Annotated in this window: 12 protein-coding genes; 3 read left to right on the forward strand and 9 right to left on the reverse strand. The window is 55.8% G+C overall.

Going from position 1 to position 20,207, the window contains the following annotated elements:
* Position 1: 1 nt before the first annotated feature.
* The gene (gene ilvD, locus KYE_RS11750; RefSeq protein WP_008173555.1) at positions 2-1,690 is read right to left on the reverse strand and encodes a dihydroxy-acid dehydratase; all 1,689 of its coding nucleotides are present in this window, start codon (positions 1,688-1,690) and stop codon (positions 2-4) included.
* Between the two features lie 212 nt (positions 1,691-1,902).
* On the opposite strand from ilvD, the gene KYE_RS11755 reads away from it, so the two are divergent.
* On the forward strand, positions 1,903-4,320 hold the full coding sequence (locus KYE_RS11755; protein ID WP_008173557.1) for a D-xylulose 5-phosphate/D-fructose 6-phosphate phosphoketolase: 2,418 nt from the start codon (positions 1,903-1,905) through the stop codon (positions 4,318-4,320).
* Here the strand turns inward: KYE_RS11755 and KYE_RS11760 are convergent.
* The 8 genes from KYE_RS11760 to KYE_RS11795 form a co-directional block, all read right to left on the reverse strand.
* Positions 4,301-7,027, reverse strand: a complete 2,727-nt coding sequence (locus KYE_RS11760) for a cation-translocating P-type ATPase (RefSeq protein ID WP_008173559.1) — start codon at positions 7,025-7,027, stop codon at positions 4,301-4,303. The genes KYE_RS11755 and KYE_RS11760 overlap by 20 nt on opposite strands.
* Positions 7,028-7,135: 108 nt before the next feature.
* The gene (locus tag KYE_RS11765) at positions 7,136-8,878 is read right to left on the reverse strand and encodes an alkaline phosphatase D family protein (protein WP_008173561.1); all 1,743 of its coding nucleotides are present in this window, start codon (positions 8,876-8,878) and stop codon (positions 7,136-7,138) included.
* Between the two features lie 216 nt (positions 8,879-9,094).
* Positions 9,095-9,706, reverse strand: coding sequence for a Yip1 family protein (locus tag KYE_RS11770; protein ID WP_008173563.1), 612 nt, complete (start codon positions 9,704-9,706; stop codon positions 9,095-9,097).
* A 195-nt stretch (positions 9,707-9,901) separates the two neighbouring features.
* The gene (locus KYE_RS11775) at positions 9,902-10,474 is read right to left on the reverse strand and encodes a glutathione S-transferase family protein (RefSeq protein ID WP_008173565.1); all 573 of its coding nucleotides are present in this window, start codon (positions 10,472-10,474) and stop codon (positions 9,902-9,904) included.
* Between the two features lie 22 nt (positions 10,475-10,496).
* Entirely contained in the window at positions 10,497-11,615 is a 1,119-nt protein-coding gene (gene ald, locus KYE_RS11780) for an alanine dehydrogenase (protein ID WP_008173568.1), read from the reverse strand.
* A gap of 80 nt (positions 11,616-11,695) precedes the next feature.
* A complete protein-coding gene (locus KYE_RS11785; RefSeq protein ID WP_008173570.1) occupies positions 11,696-13,396 on the reverse strand; it encodes a BMP family ABC transporter substrate-binding protein in 1,701 nt (566 codons plus the stop codon).
* Positions 13,397-13,458: 62 nt separating this feature from the next.
* Positions 13,459-14,205 (reverse strand): ParA family protein, encoded by a 747-nt coding sequence (locus KYE_RS11790; protein WP_008173572.1) that lies wholly within the window; start codon positions 14,203-14,205, stop codon positions 13,459-13,461.
* A gap of 375 nt (positions 14,206-14,580) precedes the next feature.
* Positions 14,581-16,572 (reverse strand): bifunctional metallophosphatase/5'-nucleotidase, encoded by a 1,992-nt coding sequence (locus KYE_RS11795; protein ID WP_008173574.1) that lies wholly within the window; start codon positions 16,570-16,572, stop codon positions 14,581-14,583.
* A 359-nt stretch (positions 16,573-16,931) separates the two neighbouring features.
* Between KYE_RS11795 and KYE_RS11800 the strand changes: the two genes are divergently transcribed.
* Together KYE_RS11800 and KYE_RS11805 are read left to right on the forward strand one after the other, a co-directional pair.
* Positions 16,932-19,256 (forward strand): EAL domain-containing protein, encoded by a 2,325-nt coding sequence (locus tag KYE_RS11800; RefSeq protein ID WP_008173576.1) that lies wholly within the window; start codon positions 16,932-16,934, stop codon positions 19,254-19,256.
* Positions 19,253-20,134, forward strand: a complete 882-nt coding sequence (locus KYE_RS11805) for a phosphate/phosphite/phosphonate ABC transporter substrate-binding protein (RefSeq protein WP_008173578.1) — start codon at positions 19,253-19,255, stop codon at positions 20,132-20,134. The genes KYE_RS11800 and KYE_RS11805 overlap by 4 nt, the downstream gene beginning before the upstream one ends.
* Positions 20,135-20,207 lie beyond the last annotated feature (73 nt).

Genomic DNA, 20,207 nt, shown 5'->3' on the forward strand with positions numbered 1-20,207 from the left:
ATCAGGGCAAATCGGTCACAGCCCCTTTCGAGGCAGAACTTACGGTTCGCGAATACTTCGCCAACGTGCCTCGGGTGAAACGGGGTGGTGGAGCCTGCCAGGCCTGCCGACGACGTTCCAGTTCCTGATCCGAGACATCCAGCTCAATCCGGTTACTGACGGCATCAATGGTAATGGTGTCGCCATCCTCGACCAGCGCAATCGGGCCGCCCTCGGCCGCTTCCGGTGTGATATGGCCAACCACGAAACCGTGGCTGCCTCCTGAGAACCGGCCATCGGTAATCAACGCGACATCGCTGCCCAGGCCCTTGCCCATGATCGCGGAGGTGGGGCTCAGCATCTCCCGCATGCCCGGTCCGCCTTTGGGGCCTTCGTAGCGGATGACCAGCACATCGCCGGCCACCACTGTGCCGTCGAGAATCCGCTCCTGGGCTTCTTCTTCCGAATGGAATACCCGGGCACGGCCGGTAAAATGCGTGCCTTCCTTGCCGGTGATCTTCGCCACCGCTCCGGTTGGCGCCAGGTTCCCGAAAAGGATCCGCAGATGGCTATCCGCCTTGATCGGGTTGTCGAAGGCGTGAATGATGTCCTGCCCTTCCGGATAGGGGGCAACATCGGCCAGGTTCTCGGCCAGAGTCTGGCCGGTTACGGTCAGACAGTCGCCATGCAGCAGCCCGCGGTCCAGCAACATTTTCATCAGCGGCTGGATACCGCCGATGGCCACCAGCTCCGACATCATGTAGTGGCCGCTCGGGCGCAGATCCGCCAGCACCGGCACCCGCTTGCCAATCTCGACAAAGTCTTCCAGCTCCAGATCGACACCGACGGTGCTGGCCATGGCCAGCAGGTGCAGTACCGCATTGGTGGAACCGCCCAGGGCGATGACGACCGTAATGGCGTTTTCGAAGGCTTTCCGGGTCATGATGTCGCTGGGCTTGATGTCTTTCTCCAGCAGGTTCAGCACCGCAGCACCGGCACCTCGACAATCCTCCGCCTTGGTCTCCGACACAGCGTTCTGGGCGGAGCTGCCCGGCAGGCTCATGCCCATGGCCTCGATGGCCGACGCCATGGTATTGGCGGTATACATGCCACCACAGGACCCTGGCCCCGGAATCGCGGTTTCCTCTATCTGCTTCACCTCAATCAGATCCAGATCACCACGGGCGTGGGCACCCACGGCTTCAAACACGGAAATAATATCGGTGTGGTTCTCGCCAGGCATGATGGTGCCGCCATACACGAACACAGATGGCCGATTCAGACGCGCCAGGCCCATCATGCAACCGGGCATGTTCTTGTCGCAGCCACCGATCGCCACCAGGCCATCGAACCCTTCGCAACCGGCCACGGTCTCGATGGAATCGGCGATCACCTCCCGGGACACCAGGGAATACTTCATGCCCTCGGTACCATTGGCAATGCCGTCCGATATGGTAATGGTATTAAAAATCAGTGACTTGCCGCCTGCCTCATCGGCTCCGGCAGCCGACTCCTCGGCCAGTTGGTTGATGTGCATGTTGCACGGCGTGAGGTTACTCCATGTGGACGCAATGCCGATCTGGGGCTTTTTGAAATCCTCATCGGTAAACCCGACGGCCCGAAGCATGGCACGGCTGGCGGATTTGCCAATGCCATCAACAACGGGGGCCGAATATTTCCGGCGCTTGTCCTGATTCTTGTCTTGCGTCATGGGAGTCTCCTTATCAGGTGGCTTATTCGAACAGACTCTCAGAAACCATGGCTTTCGGCAACGGGCAGGCGAGCAAGCCTGTACGCGGGCGGGTGGAACGCTTGGCTTGGGGCAGTCTGCAGAAAGATGCAGTTTCGACTGACCTGCATCAATGGCAGTTCACAGCGGTGGTTTTAAAATTCGCGGACACACTGACGCCATGGAGGCATCTCATGCCATTTCCCATTCAAACAGCAGCGGTGAATCACGCTGCTTCGGACTGCCCGGATTTCCGGCGCTGGTGCGATGGTTATGGCGTCATCCAGCACAGTGAAGCCACGCAACATCAGGTCAGCGTACTGGCAGAGCACCTGGTTGCTGCAGGCCACCAGCCCGATGCTGCCGCGGTCTATCGTAAACTCGCCGACCTGGACAGGCTGACCAGTGCCGGTCTCTGGCTGGTAGTCCACATGACCTACGCCCGCCGGGTTGATGTCTCCGGCCAGCCGCTGGCGCCTCAGGACTTCAAGACCAATCCGGAAGGCCACACCGGCGGGGCACTGAACATGGTGCCGGCCTATGCCGGCTATCTGGCTCTGAACAATCTGACCGAACGCACACGGAGCTGGCTGATGGGCCAGGGGCACTGCGTGGCAGCCGTGGACGCCCTGAATGTCCTCACCGGAAACCTGCATCCGGAACAGGCGGAGCGTTACCGCGGGCCTGACGGGCTGTCCACTCTGGTGGCCGATTTCTACAGTTACCGGCAGAAGCCGGACGGCACCATGGCTGCTCCCCTTGGCAGCCATGTCAATCCGCACACCGCCGGCGGCATTCTGGAAGGTGGTTACCTGGGTTTTGCCGAACTTCAATATGCCCACATGCCTCTGCCCGGCGAATCTCTGGTCGCCTTTCTTTCAGACGGCGCCGCCGAAGAGCAGCGCGGCAGCGACTGGATTCCTCGCTGGTGGCGCGCCGAGGATTGCGGAGCCATCATGCCGGTCATGATTGCCAACGGTCGGCGGATCGAACAGCGCACGGAGCTGGGCACTCGCGAGGGTCTTGAGCGCTTCGAGGCGCACCTTGAGCACCGGGGCTTCGTGCCCTTCCGTTTTGACGGCCGGGATCCCGCAGCCTTTGTCTGCGCGCTATACGAGATGGAGCAGGCCCTTACCACCAATGGCGAGGCCGCGCTACGCGGTGAAAGCAGCTACCCGGTTCGGGTGCCCTATGGCATAGCAGAAACCACCAAGGGTTACGGTTTCTATGGCGCCAGCAGCAATGCGGCCCACAACCTGCCGCTGCCTGGAAACCCGCGTATGGACGCTCGGGCCAGGGAGTTGTTTAACGAACATGCAGCCAGGTTGTGGGTGGCTCCGGACCAACTTCAGAGCTGTATCGCTCAACTGAACCAGCACGCTGGACAATCACGCCCCCTGGAGCGGGATCATGCCCTCGCGACCCGCAATCCCCCGGACCCGATAATCCCCCGGCTTCCGGCCCGTCGGGAATGCACCTCGCCGATGAAGGCTGTGGATGATTTTTTCCGTGCGCTGGTGGCCCAGAACCCGGACCTCAGGGCCAGAGTGGGCAATCCGGACGAGCTGGCAAGCAATCGTCTTGGCGGAGTGCTGGATGATCTGAAGCACCGGGTGAACGATCCCGAGAACGATCAGGAGTCGGTGCACGGCAAGATCATCACGGCACTGAACGAAGAATCTGTGGTATCGGCTTGTCTGGCCAATAAGGCCGGGCTAAATCTGGTCGCCAGCTATGAGGCCTTCTGCGTGAAAATGCTTGGCGCCATCCGCCAGGAGCTGATTTTTGCCCGGCACCAGAAAGAAATCGGGCGGCCTGCCCGCTGGCTCGGCTTGCCGGTTATTGCCACCTCCCACACCTGGGAAAATGGCAAGAACGAGCAGTCCCATCAGGACACCACCTTCTGCGAAAGCATGCTCGCGGAGATGAACGACGTCTCCCGGGTGCTGTTTCCGGCCGACTACAACAGCACTCTGGCAACATTGCCATCTGTATTCCGTGAAAGGGGCACGATCAGTTGCATGGTGATCCCGAAACGGGAACGCCCCTGCGTCTTCGACACCCGGGAAGCGGAACTGCTGGCGAGGCACGGGGCCCTGGTGGTGGATGAAGATACCTCGTCCGGTGAACCATTGCTGCTTATGGCCAATGGTGCCTACCAGTTATCCGAGGCCATACGAGCATGCGAACGCTTGCGGGAGACAGGCACACCCTTCCGGCTGGTCTATATTCAGGAACCCGGTAGATTCCGTCAGCCAAGGGACACAATGGAAGCCCAGGTGTGCCTGTCGGAGTTCGAAAGGGAGCGCCTGTTCCCCCACCGCATTCACCGGCGGGTTGCCCTCTCCCACATGCGCCCTGAAGTGTTCCGGGGCCATCTCTTCCCACTGTTCCCGGAACCGTCACAGGCCCGGGTTTTGGGTTACATCAACCGCGGCGGCACCCTGAATGAGGCCGGCATGCTGTTCGCCAACGGTTGTTCCTGGGGCCATGCCCTGGCCGCCTGCGCCAGCGTTATGGACAAGCCACCGGGCGAGTGGCTTTCCAGTGCAGAACTGGCTGCTGTGGAAGGTCGCGGCGACCCGGCCGTGATTACACGGGGCCTGCCCTGAGCAGGCGCTTTCTCAACGCTGTCTCGATTTCCAGAATCACCAGCACCAGCCCGCCAGCGACTGCTGCAAATCCCAATGCCTCCAGACTGAGCGCTTGCGTGCCAAACGTCTGGTTAAACCAGGGCAAATAGGTAAACAACAACTGCAACGCGATCACCGTGGCAACTGCCAACAGCACGATCGGCGTGCCCAACACCCCACGCAGAGTGATCGACGCTGAGTCGAGATAGCGCACGGCAAACAGGTAAAAGACCTCCATAGCCACAAGCGTATTGACCGCAAGAGTGCGGGCAATACTTTCATCTCCGTATTGGTGCATGGCCCAGTACCATGCGGCGAAGATACCTGAGAGGAAAAGCAGCGACACAAAAACGACCCGCCAGACCACGAACCCCCGCAAAAGAGACTCGCCTCTGGGTCTGGGGGGGTGCTTCATAACCCCGGGCTCGGCCGGTTCGAAAGCAAGCGTCATGGCGAGGACTACAGAGCTGACCATGTTGACCCAAATAATCTGCAAGGCAGAGATGGGAAGAGTGAGCCCCAACAGCAGAGCGGTGACCAGACTGATGGACTCGCCGCCATTGACCGGGAGCAGGAAGGCAATGCCTTTTTTAAGGTTTGTGTAGACCGTTCTGCCCTCACGTACGGCTGCGGCAATACTGGCAAAATTGTCATCCAGCAACACGACTGAAGACGCTTCCCGAGCTGCCTCCGAGCCTTTCACCCCCATGGCGATCCCGACATCTGCCCGCTTCAGTGCCGGGGCATCATTCACCCCGTCACCGGTCATGGCCACAACCCCGTGTAGGGCCTGAAGAGCGGTCACCAGCCTCAACTTATGTTCCGGGCTGGTCCGGGCAAAGACATCCACTTCGCCAACGAGATCGCGAAGCTGGTCATCATCCAGCTGGTCCAGTTCCTTGCCAGTCAGCACCCGCTCGGTATTTTCAAGGCCCAGCTTGCGCGCAATAGCGCCTGCCGTTATCCCGTGATCACCGGTAATCATCTTGACCCGAATTCCGGCATCGTGGCACTCCGCAATCGCGCGAATGGCCTCCTGCCGGGGCGGATCCAGCAGCCCGACCAATCCGAGCAGCTCGGCACCCTGCTCAAGATCCTCAATGGCCAGTTCACCGATGCCTCGCTCTGCCGGTTTCCGGGCCAGGGCCAGCACTCTGAGACCATCCGATGCCATTTCTGTGATGACCTGCTCCCAGAATTCCCGGCGGAGTTCCCCGCCTTCCCCGGACTCGACAACCTCGCTGGAGCACATATCCAGGATCCGCTCCGGCGCGCCTTTCAGGTAGATCACGCTATGTCCGTGGTGATCATGGTTGAGCGTGGCCATGAAGCGATTTTCAGTATCAAACGGAATTTCGTCTTTCCGGGGCCAGTCAGCGGCACTGTTTTCAACGTCAAACCGGGCTTTTCGGGCGAACACCGAAAGCGCGGCCTCCATGGGATCGCCAGTAATCCTGACTGTGCCGGAATCATGGTGGACGTGGGCGTCGTTACAAAGGGCCGCCGCCCGGGCAAGTTCGTCAAGCAGGGCAGAGTCCGGCGGATGCCCCTGTTCGGAGTTCACCGAACCATCAAAATCGTAACCTTCGCCGGTCACTTCCAGCCGGACACCAGATAATACCGCCCGGGTTACCATCATTTCGTTTCGGGTGAGGGTTCCGGTTTTATCCGAACAGATCACCGACACCGCGCCCAGGGTTTCTATAACCGGCATTCGACGAACCACTGCCTGACGACGAGCCATCTGGCGCACACCAATTGCCAGGGTAATGGTGAGAATCGCCGGCAGCCCTTCGGGGATAGCCGCCACAATCAGACCCACTACGGCCATGAATAGCTCGCGAAATGGCAAGCCGCTGAATACATACCCGCCGCCAAGAATCGCAATGCCGGCGATAATAACGACAATGGAAAGGATTCGAGCGAACCTGTCCATCTGTTCCAGCAAGGGGGTTTTCAGGGTTGTGGTCTGGGCAAGCAGACCGGAAATGCGGCCAATCTCGGTATTGGCGCCTGAGCGGACCACCACGCCTCGACCAGTGCCGGTTGCAACCATGGTGCCGGAGAATGCCATTCCGGACTGGTCACCCAAGGGGGCGTCTGCAGTGACCGCCTCTGTCGATTTTTCAACAGCCTCGGACTCACCCGTTAGAATGGCCTCATCGATTTTCAAATTATGGGATTTCTCCAGACGAAGATCAGCGGGCACCCGGTCGCCTGGTTCCAACAGCACCGTATCACCCGGAACCAAATTCGAAGCGTCTATCTGATGCTGGCCATCGGAACGCACCACCCGTGCTTTGGGTGCAAGCATGTGGCGAATGGCAGACAGGGCCTGCTCGGCCTTTCCTTCCTGGATAAAGCCCACCAGGGTCTGGATAACAACGACGGCAAGAATAACGCCTGCATCCACCCAATGGCCCAAGCTGGCCGTAATGACTGCGGCGGCTGCCAACACGTAAATCAGAAAATTTTTGAGTTGCCGGCCCAGCCGCGCCCAAGCCCCCCCTACACGAGCCTCGGGAAGCGCATTGGGGCCGTGGTTGGCCATGCGATGGCGAACCTCATCATCAGACAGAGGTGCCTCTGCCTTCAGCTTCTGCCGGGCATCAGCAGGCTGAAGTACATGCCACTCAAGCTCCCCCTGCTCGCGCTCGCCGCTGTCCAGTTCCACAGATTCAGACATATCCTCAGAGCTCCCTGTCGTTACAACATCACCATTAAACCCCGGAATGTACCCGGGGTGGCTTGCGCTGCATCAAGGACAGGATAGCTAACGGGGAAGTCTGGCGCCCTATCCGGCGGTGACGTTTTCTACGGTACGGTTGCCCTGACCCGGCAATACCCGACGGGAAGCACTTCGCGCCGCATCAACCTGATACTCCCGTGACTTGATAGTGTCCACGAAATGCCAGTCGGCACGGGCTTCTTCCGGAGTGAAAGTTACTACCATGTAGCCTCGCTGATTCACATTCAGGTAATCCAGATCATCTACCAGAAGACCAATGGCCTGTTCCGCCCCCTGAATCATCTCATCCGGAATGCCCAGATACTCCTCCAGGCCGGGTGACGTGACCGCGGAAGTGGCGAATTCCACGCCAGCCTGGTCACCGTTGATGTCTTTGAGATTATTGGCCCAGGCGTTATGGGTATCCCCCGCCAGCACCACCAGATTCTTGTTCAGCGCCTTGGCGGTACCCAGAACCACTTCCCGTTCGTATTGGTAACCATCCCAGGCATCCAGATTGTAAGGCGCGACGGTATTGATCCGTGCCAGCTCCTCTTGAGTCAGAGAAGGGTCACCCGCAAGAGCGCGGCCTTTGAGCTGAGCCAGTTCCGCGAGTTTTTCCGGAAGGCCTTCAAACTGTTCCGTGGCGATACCCACCAGAAGCTCTGCCGGCAAATTCATCCGGCCCATCAATACCTGCTGTCCCAACACCTGCCATGTTGCGGTGGAGAAGTTCAGGGAAGACTGCAGCCAGAGCAGCTGCTCCGCGCCCAGTAGGGTGCGGTTCTGACTGCCAACATCCGCAGTAAAGCGGGCGGCATCCAGTCCCTCTCCCGTGAAGTAGTCCATGTAGTCCAGTTGCTGGTCGCGCCCAATAATGCGGGTATCCAGCATGTGCAGGTCCACCAGATTTCCGAACCGGAAAGTCCGGAAAATCGCTTCGTCGCTGCCCTCGATCACGGGACGGATCGGCATCCACTCGAAATAGGCCTTGAGGGCATTGAGCTTGCGCTCGGTGAAATCGCCTTCTCCGTCATTATGGTTTTCGGCGCCCTCTTCCCAGGTGTCGTTGGCCACCTCATGGTCGTCCCAGACAACAATGAACGGCACTCTGGCATGCAGGGACTGGAGATCCGGGTCTGCCCGGTACGCAGCGTACCGCCTGCGGTAATCCACCAGTTCGATCAGCTCAAGGTTGTTGTCCTCAGAAAAGGTCCTCCCCAGCGCCTGGGCATCCTGTGCCGCATAACTGCTGCTGTCGGAACTGTATTCGTAGATGTAGTCGCCCAGATGGACCACGGCATCCAGGTCATTCTGTTTACTGATTTCCCCGTAGACGTTGAAATAGCCGGCCGGATAATTCGCGCAGGAGACCACGGCCAGGCGCACTGAGTCGATACTGCCTTCCGGTAAGGTCCGGGTTACGCCCACCGGTGACTGCCGATCGGTCGTCTGAAAGCGATAATAGTAGCTCTGCCCCGGTGCCAGGCCGCGGACATCCACCTTGACGGTGAAGTCATGGGCCTCAGTGGCCTCTGCCGTGCCGGAGTGCACAAGGTTCTCGAAACCCTCATCCGTCGACACCTCCCAGGCGACACCGACGGGTGCCGAACCGGTCGCCGGTGCAGCCCTGGTCCAGAGCATGACACCATCGGCAAGCGGGTCGCCGCTGGCCACTCCATGGGTAAAGCTGATTGTTCGCTTGTCGGAGCTGTCCAGTACACAGCCTGCGAGGCCGGTCGAAATCACCACGGCGCCCATACCCATGGCTGATGCCTTCAGAAAATCCCGTCGTGTCAGTCGTTTCATTGTTATATCTTCCCCTGCATTCGTCCCTTGTAGTCTCGACGTTCTGCACCTTTCGCCGTTTCTACTCCAAATGAAGAAGCTAATCGGGCTTGGTTAAGAACGCATTGCCAATTTGCGACAGGGGGATGGCAAATCACGACAAGTCTTTTGCAAGAACCAGAAACCATAAAAAAAGGGAGCCAGTGGCTCCCCTTTTGCGGTCCGTTTAAACCCGGTCTATCCGCTGATAAATACCGGACCAACTCCGAAGTTCCAGAGAATGACGGAACCCACGCGAGTGGATACCAGGATCACCAGGGCGACGGTCAGCAACGCTCCGGCGTACATTACCGCCCGCTCCTTTTCGATGCCCATGACAATCGGCAGCCCGTCATACATGAGATAGGCGCCATAGCAGGCGGCGGCCAGGAAGACGATGGCGTTGAACCAGGGCACTGGATACAGCAGGGCAAATCCTGCGAGGAACAGAGGAGTGCAGGAGTAGGCTGCCAGGGCAATACCGTTCGAGGGTACGTGTTCTTCCTTGGCGCCGTAGGTTCTTGCCATCCAGTTGATGGCATAACCCAGCGCAAAAACGCCGACCAGCATTGCCAGATAGGTCAACACGCTGAGCTGCATTGCACTGATCTCGGTTAACTTGATCAGCCGCTCATTGCCAACCGTCCAGCCGAAATAGGCAGTCGATATATAGGCACAAATGGGAGCTATCGCCGCCAGAATCAGAACATAGGCAACATAGACCCGGCGCGGAGTTTCATGTTCTTTTCGTATGGAAGCCCACTCTTCATCAGGATGGGTAAAGAGACCGAACGCATGTGACAGGAGCATGGATGACCCCCTCTCTCTTCTATTGTTGGTATTTATACGTACGGAACGCGGTAACCGGCAGATCAGACGCTGTTCCTTAATCTTAACTATAGTCAAGAACAGCGATTGCGAAAGCAAAATGACGCAGGATGATCGGGCAAGTTTTTTTTCAGCCTTGGCTGGAGGCGGCGGCCGGCGATTGCCGGCCGCGCGGAGTCAGGAATTGCGCGGATCGGTCTCGGCAACCCAGGGGTAATCCCGGTGGCTGTCGCGGAAGGATAACAGGCTCTCTACACCGGAAAAGTCCACCAGGTCCCTGAAATCCAGCCAGTCCACCAGGCAATAAAGACAGATGGCCGGATAATTCCATTCCTCGAACTGGCCCTCTTCCGCCATTGCCGACAGCGTGCGCAAAGTTGTCATGATGCGTTCACGTTGAAGGTTGTAGAACATCAGGTCGGCGCCGGTATCGATTCCGGACTTCTCCGAGAGCAGCAAGGTGACCGCGGAGTCATTGGCGCCATCGATCATGGTCAGCTGGTTTTCCTGATCCCAGGTCAGCGGATCGCGGCCCTGTTTGGCACTGATGTAACGGGCGATAATCCGGGAATCATAGATTTCCTTGCCACCGTCTTCGAGTACCGGAATTTTCAGGGTCGGATTGTTTCGCCGCAGCTCGTCCCGGCCTTCACCATAGATATTGAGATTGAGGAATTCATAGGGCTCTTCGTCCAGCAGGATACGAATGCGCCGAACGTAAGGTGAAGTAGTGGATCCGATCAGTTTCATGGTTTCTCCGGGGATTTCACACTCAGGATCCCAACAGGGATTCAGGGTTGGTGTATGGGTGCCCGGTCGCTTCTGCCACTTCCCTGTAGGTCACCTTGCCCGCGGCCACGTTCAGCCCGGCCCTGAGGTGTTGATCTTCCTTCATCGCCCGATCCGGACCCTTATTGGCCAGGGCCGCCACAAAAGGCAAGGTGACGTTATTCAACGCCAGAGTCGACGTGCGCGCAACGGCACCCGGCATATTCGCCACGCAGTAATGTACCACACCATCAACAATATACGTGGGATCGTCGTGCGTCGTGGCCCGGGAGGTTTCGGCACAGCCACCCTGATCAATGGCAACGTCCACGATAACGCTTCCCTCCGGCATCCGGCGGATCATGTCGCGGGTGATCAGCTTTGGCGCAGAGGCCCCTGGAATGAGCACACTGCCGATGACAAGATCGGATTCCGTCACCGCCTGATCGAGAGTCTGGGCCGTTGAAAACAGGGTTGTGATGCGGTTGCCGTAGAGATGGTCCAGGTTTCTGAGTACGTCCATGTTGCGGTCCAGAACCGTGACCTGGGCACCCAATCTGACCGCCATGGCAATCGCATTCTGGCCGACAACTCCGCCACCAACGACCGCTACTCGCGCCGGACTGACACCGGGTACGCCGCCCAATAGCACGCCGCGACCGCCCATGGCTTTCTCCATGCAATGGGCACCGGCCTGGATCGACATGCGCCCGGCGACTTCCGACATCGGCGCCAGCAGGGGCAAGTGCCCTCCACGGTCGGTCACTGTCTCATAGGCAATGCAGGTAGCGCCGGACTTCACCAGGTCGTCCGTCTGCGCTTTGTCCGGGGCCAGATGCAGATAGGTGAAAAGCGTGTGCTCCGGCTTCAGCATGGCCCGCTCTTCGGCCTGGGGCTCCTTGACCTTGACGATCAACTCTGCGGTATCGAAAACCTCCCCGGCCGTCTCAAGAATTCGCGCTCCGGCCTGCCGATAATCCTCGTCGGAAAAGCCAATGGCGAGGCCAGCTCCGGTTTCCACAAACACCTCATGATTGTGGCCGCACAGCTCATGAACGGCAGCGGGTGTCATGCCTACACGGTATTCGCGGTTCTTGATTTCCCGGGGCACGCCGATTTTCATACACAACCTCCTGACAGTCCGGATTTGTGAGTATCCATGCATAGTCTAGTCAATGAAGCTTTTCGGTGCGGCCATCGAGGCTACCGAAAATAACGATCTACCCCATCCCAAAGCTCTACAGACTCACGAATCTCCGACAGCTTGTTCCACAAGATCTCGCTAAATTCTGGATATTGATGGTAGAAGCTTTTCGATAAAACCAAATAGCTTGATTCCGTGGAGACCGATGCCGCTACCTTTCGGATTTTTCCAGCAAACTCTGGCCGACTTCTTATGAGATGATCGGCGTGCAACGCATCTGCGAGGGCTGTTTTCGCATGCCCACGCAGCAACATGTTCAACTGCCGCTCTACACTGCCGATGACGTGGGTTTCGAGGCCTTGGAGTTCTGTCAGATTGTCCGTTCCCGATCCCGGAGGTATCGTTAAGGGTGGCTGCAACATGGAAGCATCTACAACGCCTTGATTGATCAGTTGAAAAGCTGCCAGATCCCAGGTCATTAAAGCCCTGTCTTCATCAGCGTTACCGTCCCGCATCGGGAAGACTCCACGCGCCTCAGTGTCGTCACTGTGCGAGATCGCTATAAAACCGTCGACCGACTCCCCAAGCGAATAGACGCCTCGTCGAGTCGGCAAAACCCGGTACTCGAATTCCACGCCCAATTGCCGACTAACCATACTGAGAGCATCTATGGCGATTCCGGTTATCCCGGATTCATCAGCTTGAATAAATGGAAATCGGACCTCCTCAGGAACGGCCACTGTCAGAGACTGCGGCTTTGCAATGTCTTGATCGACGCCGTCGGTGTCCCCCGCCAGGCCGGTCGATTCCGCTAAAAGCCGGCTCCGATTCTTCTGGAGTTCCTCAATAATGTCCTGGGACAACAGCGGCTGATTGTTTTCATCAATACTGATGGACACACCCCCTTGAGCAAGACCCAATCTTTTGACATGTGAACGCCATAGTTGCCAGCGTTCACTGATTAACGCCACATAAACGGCCCTATCCAGGTGTTTTACAACAGAGGTAAGAACATGACCGGGATACAGATGGTTCTGATTCCGGTCGACACCAATCGCAAGTTTGTCAGCTTCGGCGGCTGCTGCTAACGCTCCTTTGCCACTGCCACCCGCAGCAGCAAACACGATGTCATTCCCACTGCTGAAAAGCTGCCTCCCGAGCTCTCTGGCCTTATTTTCGTCGTCCCATGGGCGCTCAGTATATTCAGACAGATAAAGGCTAGTGACCTGCCCGTCCGGCAGTACACGGTTAAATCCGGCGCGGAACCCAGCCTCCAGCTCTTTGACCGAACGGACCGGGAGCCCACCTAAGAACGCCACTTTCCGGTTCGGGCTATGGTAGGCAGCCAGAACCCCGGCGAGATAAGCACCGCCCCACTCTCTGAAAATAATTGACCGCACGTTGGGCGCATCTACCTGATAACCAATCGAAATAAAGGTCGTTTGAGGGAAGGATGGCGCTACAGTCTCGACAATTGACTGGGTTCCACCACCGGGCACGATGATTGGCGAATGCCCCGCTACCGCGAGAGATTCAAGAGACTGGCGGTAATGATCTGGGTCAGCAGTCGCAACCTGAGCAAACGGAACACCTTTTTCTTGTTCAAACTGTTCCATTCCGGCCAGAAGGCTTTCATTGTAGGAGCCGTCGAGAACAATCGCCGAATTGAACAGAATGGCAGGTGCAAACGAATCAGAAGGTAATACATCCGCAAAAAGACCGGGGGTCGCGAGCCACAAAAAAAGGATCCATTGTCTCATCAGTCTTACCTCCAATACTGCTCTGCAAGGCCTAAACTATGCAGCTACGCCACGACGACAATTCACATGCGTAACTCGGACTGGATTTCCTTCCAGAGCTTTCTGTAGCTTTGGGCCGGATTGGATCGGGGACTTAAGATTTCGAGGGGTAACCCTTCCTCGCCCATGCGCTCGACGGCGCTTGAATAGGGAATCATCGCTTCCATGTGCCGATCAAATAGATCTGGAGCTTGCTCGCAGAGCTCCCGGTGGAGTTTCTTACGACGGTCAACCAGAGTAAAAAAAGGTCTCAATTTTTTTTGACCAAGTTTTTTATCACGAACAAAATCCCGAAACTGAAGCCAGCTATTCATAGAAAGCCAAGTCGGTACCAGCGGTACATAGACGACATCAGCCACCCTCAAAACCTGCTCGGTAAGACGAGACTGGCCGGGTGGGCAATCCAGCACAACGAGGCTCGTTTCCTCGGCAAGAGGCGCGAGCATGGATTTTAATGGCAATGAACGCTCGTCTTCTTCGATACGAATATCCAGGTTCCGAAAACTCTTGTGGGCTGGGATAAAATCCAGACCGGGGTATACGTTCGCTTCGATGAACTCCGCAATGGGTACTTTGCCCTCCAGAAGCTTTGAAATCTTTTTTCCTTTCCCGGGCTCACCTCCAGAGAGGTAGAAACTTGCAGCACCTTGGGAATCCAGGTCCCAAAGCAACGTGGAGCAGCCACTTCTGCTGGCCAGATATGCAATATTGACGGCGGAGGCGGTTTTGCCGACACCGCCTTTCGGACTATAGAAGGCGATAATTCTCATGGGTCAGAGGCCCCGTTGAATCAGAGTTGTGTTTCATAGTTTACGAAGGCACTCAGAGGTCGCTCAAACCCAACGCTTGCAAAGCGCATGCTACCTTTGGCTAATCCGATAGACTTATCCAGGTCAACTAGACGCTTCCGCCCTGATGTCGCAGCTTTCTTGCCGAAGCGACGCAAGCAAATACGGGTCATCAGCGAAAAACCATTGGGCTCTTTGAGGATCCAGACGTTGGCTGAGGGAGAGCATTTAACGTTACAGATAAATGCTGGCGTTAGAGAAGCCAGTTTGAAGTGTTTTCTCGAATCTCGAGACTGCGGGCAAAGCAATGGGAAAGTAGCGGTAACTAGACCGCTACTTTCTGCCTTTTCAGGGCACTTACAGGGTGCTAATCCGTGAGTCAGTCGCTGAATCATCAGCAATCGTATCCGAATTACTGAACGGTGCCGAATCATCTGGATGGAATTGCTTCAGATATTCTGCGAGTGCATCTTGCTCAGAACCAGTCTCAGCAAAACTTGCCTGGCCTGGATCATTGGCGCTCATATCAACGCTTGTTGACAGAGAGGCATCAAGCACCAGATCTTCGCGATTCGTTGCTGGAATTGGGTATCCGTCGCCTCCACCGGCAAGAAAGTTCAGGGTGACCATTCTGAACGGGCCAGCAGCCTGCACCACACCGGAACTCACTACAGCAGTGCCACCAACACTCAGGTCTGTAACCCGACTTCCCACGGCTGCGCCAGGATCATAGCTGAAGCTCAGACCACCGACTTGCGGGAAGCGACCGCCACCGATGTCTGATACGCCATGCTCAACAATCGCTTTGAGCTCGGCTGCTGATACATCAACCAGGGTTAGCCCATTGTTGAATGCCAATGCGCTTTGGATATCGAACTGTGAGATATCGCCAGTCTCTTTGCCGGCAGCAGGAAAAGACTCTGGTGGGAAGTACTCAATATCCTCGACATCGGTTGAGCCGGGAGGGAAGGCGAAACTGCCGATATCAGCGCGAATTCCGCCACCATTTTTCAGCGAAATATCTACACTGGCATCATATTCCTGAGCGTACCAGAGGTTGGCATCTGCTGTCAGATTACCCAGGTTTGTCTCTTCGGAACGAACAGATGAACGCTGACCGTTCAGGTAAACCGAGGTGTTACCCAGAATGTTGCTCTCTTGAGCAACAAGAACATCGTTTACAGCCGTAACAATATTATCCACGGTACTGTTTGCGCTGCCATTCACGGCGCTAACCGTCTCATCTTCCGCAGAGTAGACGCCGCTGACGAGCGGATTGATGCTACTCAAAATAATGCGGCCAGCGGCGTCAAATTCCACCATCAGGCGACCAAGGTACTTGTAATCGCCATCTACGTTTACCAGGACAACTGGCTCGTTACTGGCACTGTTGTAGATCAACGGGTAAGAGTCAGCCGCGGTATCGCCAGGAAGCAAACGATCATTGTAATCGGCAAGCAGCGTATTAGATCCACCTCCGACAATGATATCAACCTCGGACAAAAGTGAGGCGAGCTGCTTTTCAACAGCAAGCTGTTGCATATGCGCGAGCAAGATAATCTTATCTACGCCTGAATCTGTCAGCTCATTGACCGATACCTGAATCTCTGCAGCAAGGTCAGTGATACTGTCATTTGCAGGCAAAACATTAATATCACCGGTCGAGGTAATGTTTTCCAGCGTCGGCGTTGATGCACCGACCAGGCCAATTTGCTCACCATCTACAGTCACCACTGCATATGCTGCGAGACTGTTAGGCATCGCACTAGCCTCCTGTCCATCCGAGACTTCAAGGCCGCTAACACTGGTATCGGCTGAAAAATCAAGGTTAGCGCTCAAGTAAGGAAATTGCGCGCCGGACCAGTTGCCATCCGCGGCGATCAGACCGGCGAATGCTGAGGTTCCGCTATCCAGATCATGGTTACCCACTGCAGATGCTTCGAGCCCCATTGCATTAAGAAAAGCGATATCAGCCCGACCATCTCCCGGCGTTGCCACTCCAGTAACCGTGGAAAACGAATCATCACTTGAAGCCGTGTAACGGGAACCCGGGATGTAGTTGTCGCCGGAGCTCACAAAAAGGGTTTTTTCTGGATGCTGGTTGCGCAGGCCATTGACGATCGCAGCGATGTTACCAACATTGGCCAGCGCGTCGACGTTGGAGCCATCCATATCCGCCAGGTGCAACAACTGCAGCTCGAAGGTCTCTTCGTTATTGACCTGATCAGTCAGGTTATTCAAATCATCGCGCAGTGCATTTACATCACTTTCGTCAGCCGTGTCTGTGCAGGCCGTTAAACCAAGCGCCAGGAATATCAGGCCAGCTTTCGTTGAATTGAGGTATCGCATCTTTTTCTCCAGTGGCTTTCAGTTTTTGCATGGCGTTTGAAGTCGAACAGCGCCAACTTGGAGCTTATGAATGCGACATGTACTTGCTATGACGAAAAGATGTTCGTTTCGTGACCTTCTTAACGTGACTGGTTTGACAGTTGTGCAGTTCTTCTATGTGCAGGCTATTTCCAGGGTTTCGAAAGCATGGCTTACAACGGGCATTCTGAACAAAATCAAAGTCAGTCACGCCATTGTCATGATGACTTGCTAGGGTTTGCGGTGGAGCAACCTGACTGTAACCCCGTTTGCACTCGGGACTGGTTCAGCGCTCGAAATCCTGTTCGTTACCTGCCCATGATCCTCCAGGTCCTCATTTGATGTCCTTGAAGTCCCATACATCCTTGAGCAACGTCCAGCTCACCATGTTGGTGCTGGCTTTTATCGTCGTTCTGTTCTTATGGGCGCTGTTCATCTGGCAAAACTCAACTAAGAGAACGGAAGCTCTCGATTCCCAAATATCGGAAAACCGCAATCTGGCATTGATAGTTTCAGAAAGCCTCAAACAAATGACGGTTCGAGGCAAGGTGATGGGGCGCCTGCTCCATGGAAATCTCGTATCCAAAAGTGAAGATGAATCCGGTTTTCTCACGCTGCTTGCAGAGGATCCGGTGTTCAACCGATTCAGCATTTATGACGCGTCCGGTGATCTGCTCTACGCGAGCCACACGGAGTCAGCCAGATCGAATCTGCAATCCTGGTTAACAGAGGCCGAAACGCATTTTGCCCATTCAGGCCTTGCACCGCTCCTACCCAACCGCTTGGACGACCCGGCCTATACGCCCGGGGATCCCGCCTGGAGACTGCCGTTTCTGGTACCGCTGAGCGATTCGGGCTCTTCGCAGCCTAACCTGCTGGTATTGATTGAATTGGACATTGGCTACCTCGCCAGCTTGATGCAAAACGTCGAATTGGGTTCTGGCTTCATTCAGATATTGGACTCCGCTGGCAACGAATGGATGCGCGCGAGCGAAAGTGGAATTGTTATCGGCGGTCCAGCGTTACCAAAGATGTCCCGGCCACAAGAAGGTCGAGTGATCACCAGCGATGCTGTGATCAATTTGCCAGAAGGGCGCTACCAATACGTTTCTGTTTCGAGGCCAATAAATGGCTTTACTATAGCCGTGGCACAACCCCTTGAAGAGGTTCTTGCCCCCTTGGCACTCGGCCAGGCAAAGCAACTGGCTGCCAATACCTTGATGACAGCCCTGGTTGTGGGAATCGTGATCTGGTTGATCCACGGCCTGAAGAAACAGCAACAAGTGCTCGAAGCTTTGCGGACGTCGGAGCAAAGCAACCGAAAGCTGATTGAACGACTCGAAACCGAGAACGCCCGCAGCAATCGCGCGGCTACCATTGATCACCTCAGCGGACTTCTGAATCGACGGCAATTTCTGGACGAAGCAAAGACCTCGGTGCTGGAACAACGCCGTGCACGCCGATTGAGCTCGATGCTTTTTATCGATCTGGATCGTTTCAAGTCCATCAACGATTCTCTGGGTCATCATGTTGGGGATATGTTGCTGCAAGCCGTCGCTGGCAGGATCCAGAGAATGCTGGCTCCTGGCGATATCGCGGCCCGTTTTGGTGGTGACGAGTTTGTTGTCTTGCTGCTAGGTGATCGTACTGAGGCCGGTATCGAACAATGGGCCTCCGCGTTAACCGATCACTTATCAGCGCCGTATATGCTTGAAGGTACTGAACTCAATACCAGTTCAAGTATCGGTATCGCGATCAGCCCGAGGGATGGCCAGAGTGTCGATCAACTGACGCGTTGTGCCGATGCGGCCATGTACTCTGCCAAAAAAGCTGGCCGTGGCCAGTACCGTTTTTTCGACCAATCTCTGAACGTTACAGACGTAGAGGAGTTTCATCTCGAGCAGGCCTTTACCGAATCTCTCCGAAATCGAGACTTCCTGCTTCACTACCAACCGCAAGTTTGCCTCGACAGCATGGAAGTGATTGGTTATGAAGCCCTGGTGCGTTGGCAGCACCCCAGTTTCGGTTTGCTTTACCCGGACAAATTCATTCCGTTATCAGAAAAAACCGGTTTCGTTGTGAAGCTTGGGATGGAGGTGCTTCGACTCGCTTGCGTTCAAATCTCCGAATGGCAACAGATGCTTGGTGTCTCAAAACCTATCGCTGTGAACGTCTCCCCTATTCAGCTTTCTCAACCGGATTTCTGCGCGAATGTGCTCACTATGTTATCCGATATGGGCTTGAATCCGGACTTACTGGAACTGGAGATCACTGAAACAGCCATGCTGGAGAGCCGAGCAGTTGAGACACTCCACCGCCTCAAACAGGCAGGCATTCGTCTCAGTCTCGACGACTTCGGAACTGGTTACGCCGGCTTTGCCCACCTGGAGGCTGTACCTGTTGATAAGTTGAAAATTGACCGCAGCTTGATCAACCGCATATCCAACAGCCACGACGACAGTCCGATTGTCTCCTCAACCATCATCCTTGCCAGACGGATGGCGATTCAGGTAGTGGCTGAAGGCGTGGAGACCCATGATCAATTGGTACACCTGAAAGTGGCGGGCTGCCATATTGCTCAGGGTTATTTCTTGGGCAGGCCTATGCCGGCGGAAAAGATACTGGATTTCGAGAGAGCTTTTACGGAAAAGGAGAACGTAGTGTGAATCCAGTTTCGCTTCTGGCTTTTCTCGCATTGACGCTCCTATCAACTTGGGCCACCGCATCAGAGACCCTGAAAAGTGAGAACTGCGGAATAGATCGCCTGAAATTCACGATGGTTCCCAAGACGGACTTCGATGAGCAGGTACTCGAATACCAACCATTACTTGAGCTTCTGGAAGAGGGTCTCGGGATACCTGTTGACCTGGTGCGGGCGAGTTCATACGAAAGCGTGATTGATGGCATAGTTGCGGGCAGTGTCGATCTGGCAGTGATGGGGCCGGCATCTTACATCCTTGCCCATCGAGATGACCCGGACATCCAAGCATTTGCCTCTTTGATCACGGAAAAGGGCGAATTAACACCGGAGGGAAGCTTCTACTATTCAGTGCTGCTCGTTCCCACTTCCAGCGATGTTGACCGGATTGAAGACCTTCGCTCAGCGCGTGTGCTGCTAACAGACCCTTCGAGTACATCGGGCGCCCTGATGCCAAAGCACGCATTTGCCGCTGAACTCAAAGAATCATTCTCTGATTTCTTCGGCGCAGAGATCTATGCAGGAAGTCACGATAAGGCCCTTCTATTTCTGGCAGACAACAAAGCCGAAGCTGCATTCGTATCCAGCGCTAGAGCAGATGAACTTTTCAGGCGTGGACTCATCAGGAAGAACGCTTTTAAAGTGCTGTGGCGATCTCCAGCGCTTCACTATGACCCTTTTGTCTTCAGGAGCGGAATCTGCCCTACTCTTCGAGAAACGGTGATGGAATTGCTGAAAACGCCTTCAGCAAAACTCACGGCTTATCTGGACACACAGCAAGCGGTGGGCGTCAACAGCGTTTCCCACAGTGACTACGAAGCGATCGATGCAATCCTTCCAGACTGATCGATTCGGGAGAAGAACTTTTCGTCTAATCCATAGCCCAACGCTGAATTGCCTGATTCCAGTGTCTGGATTC

Source organism: Marinobacter manganoxydans MnI7-9 (assembly GCF_000235625.1).
Classification (GTDB): Bacteria; Pseudomonadota; Gammaproteobacteria; order Pseudomonadales; family Oleiphilaceae; genus Marinobacter; species Marinobacter manganoxydans.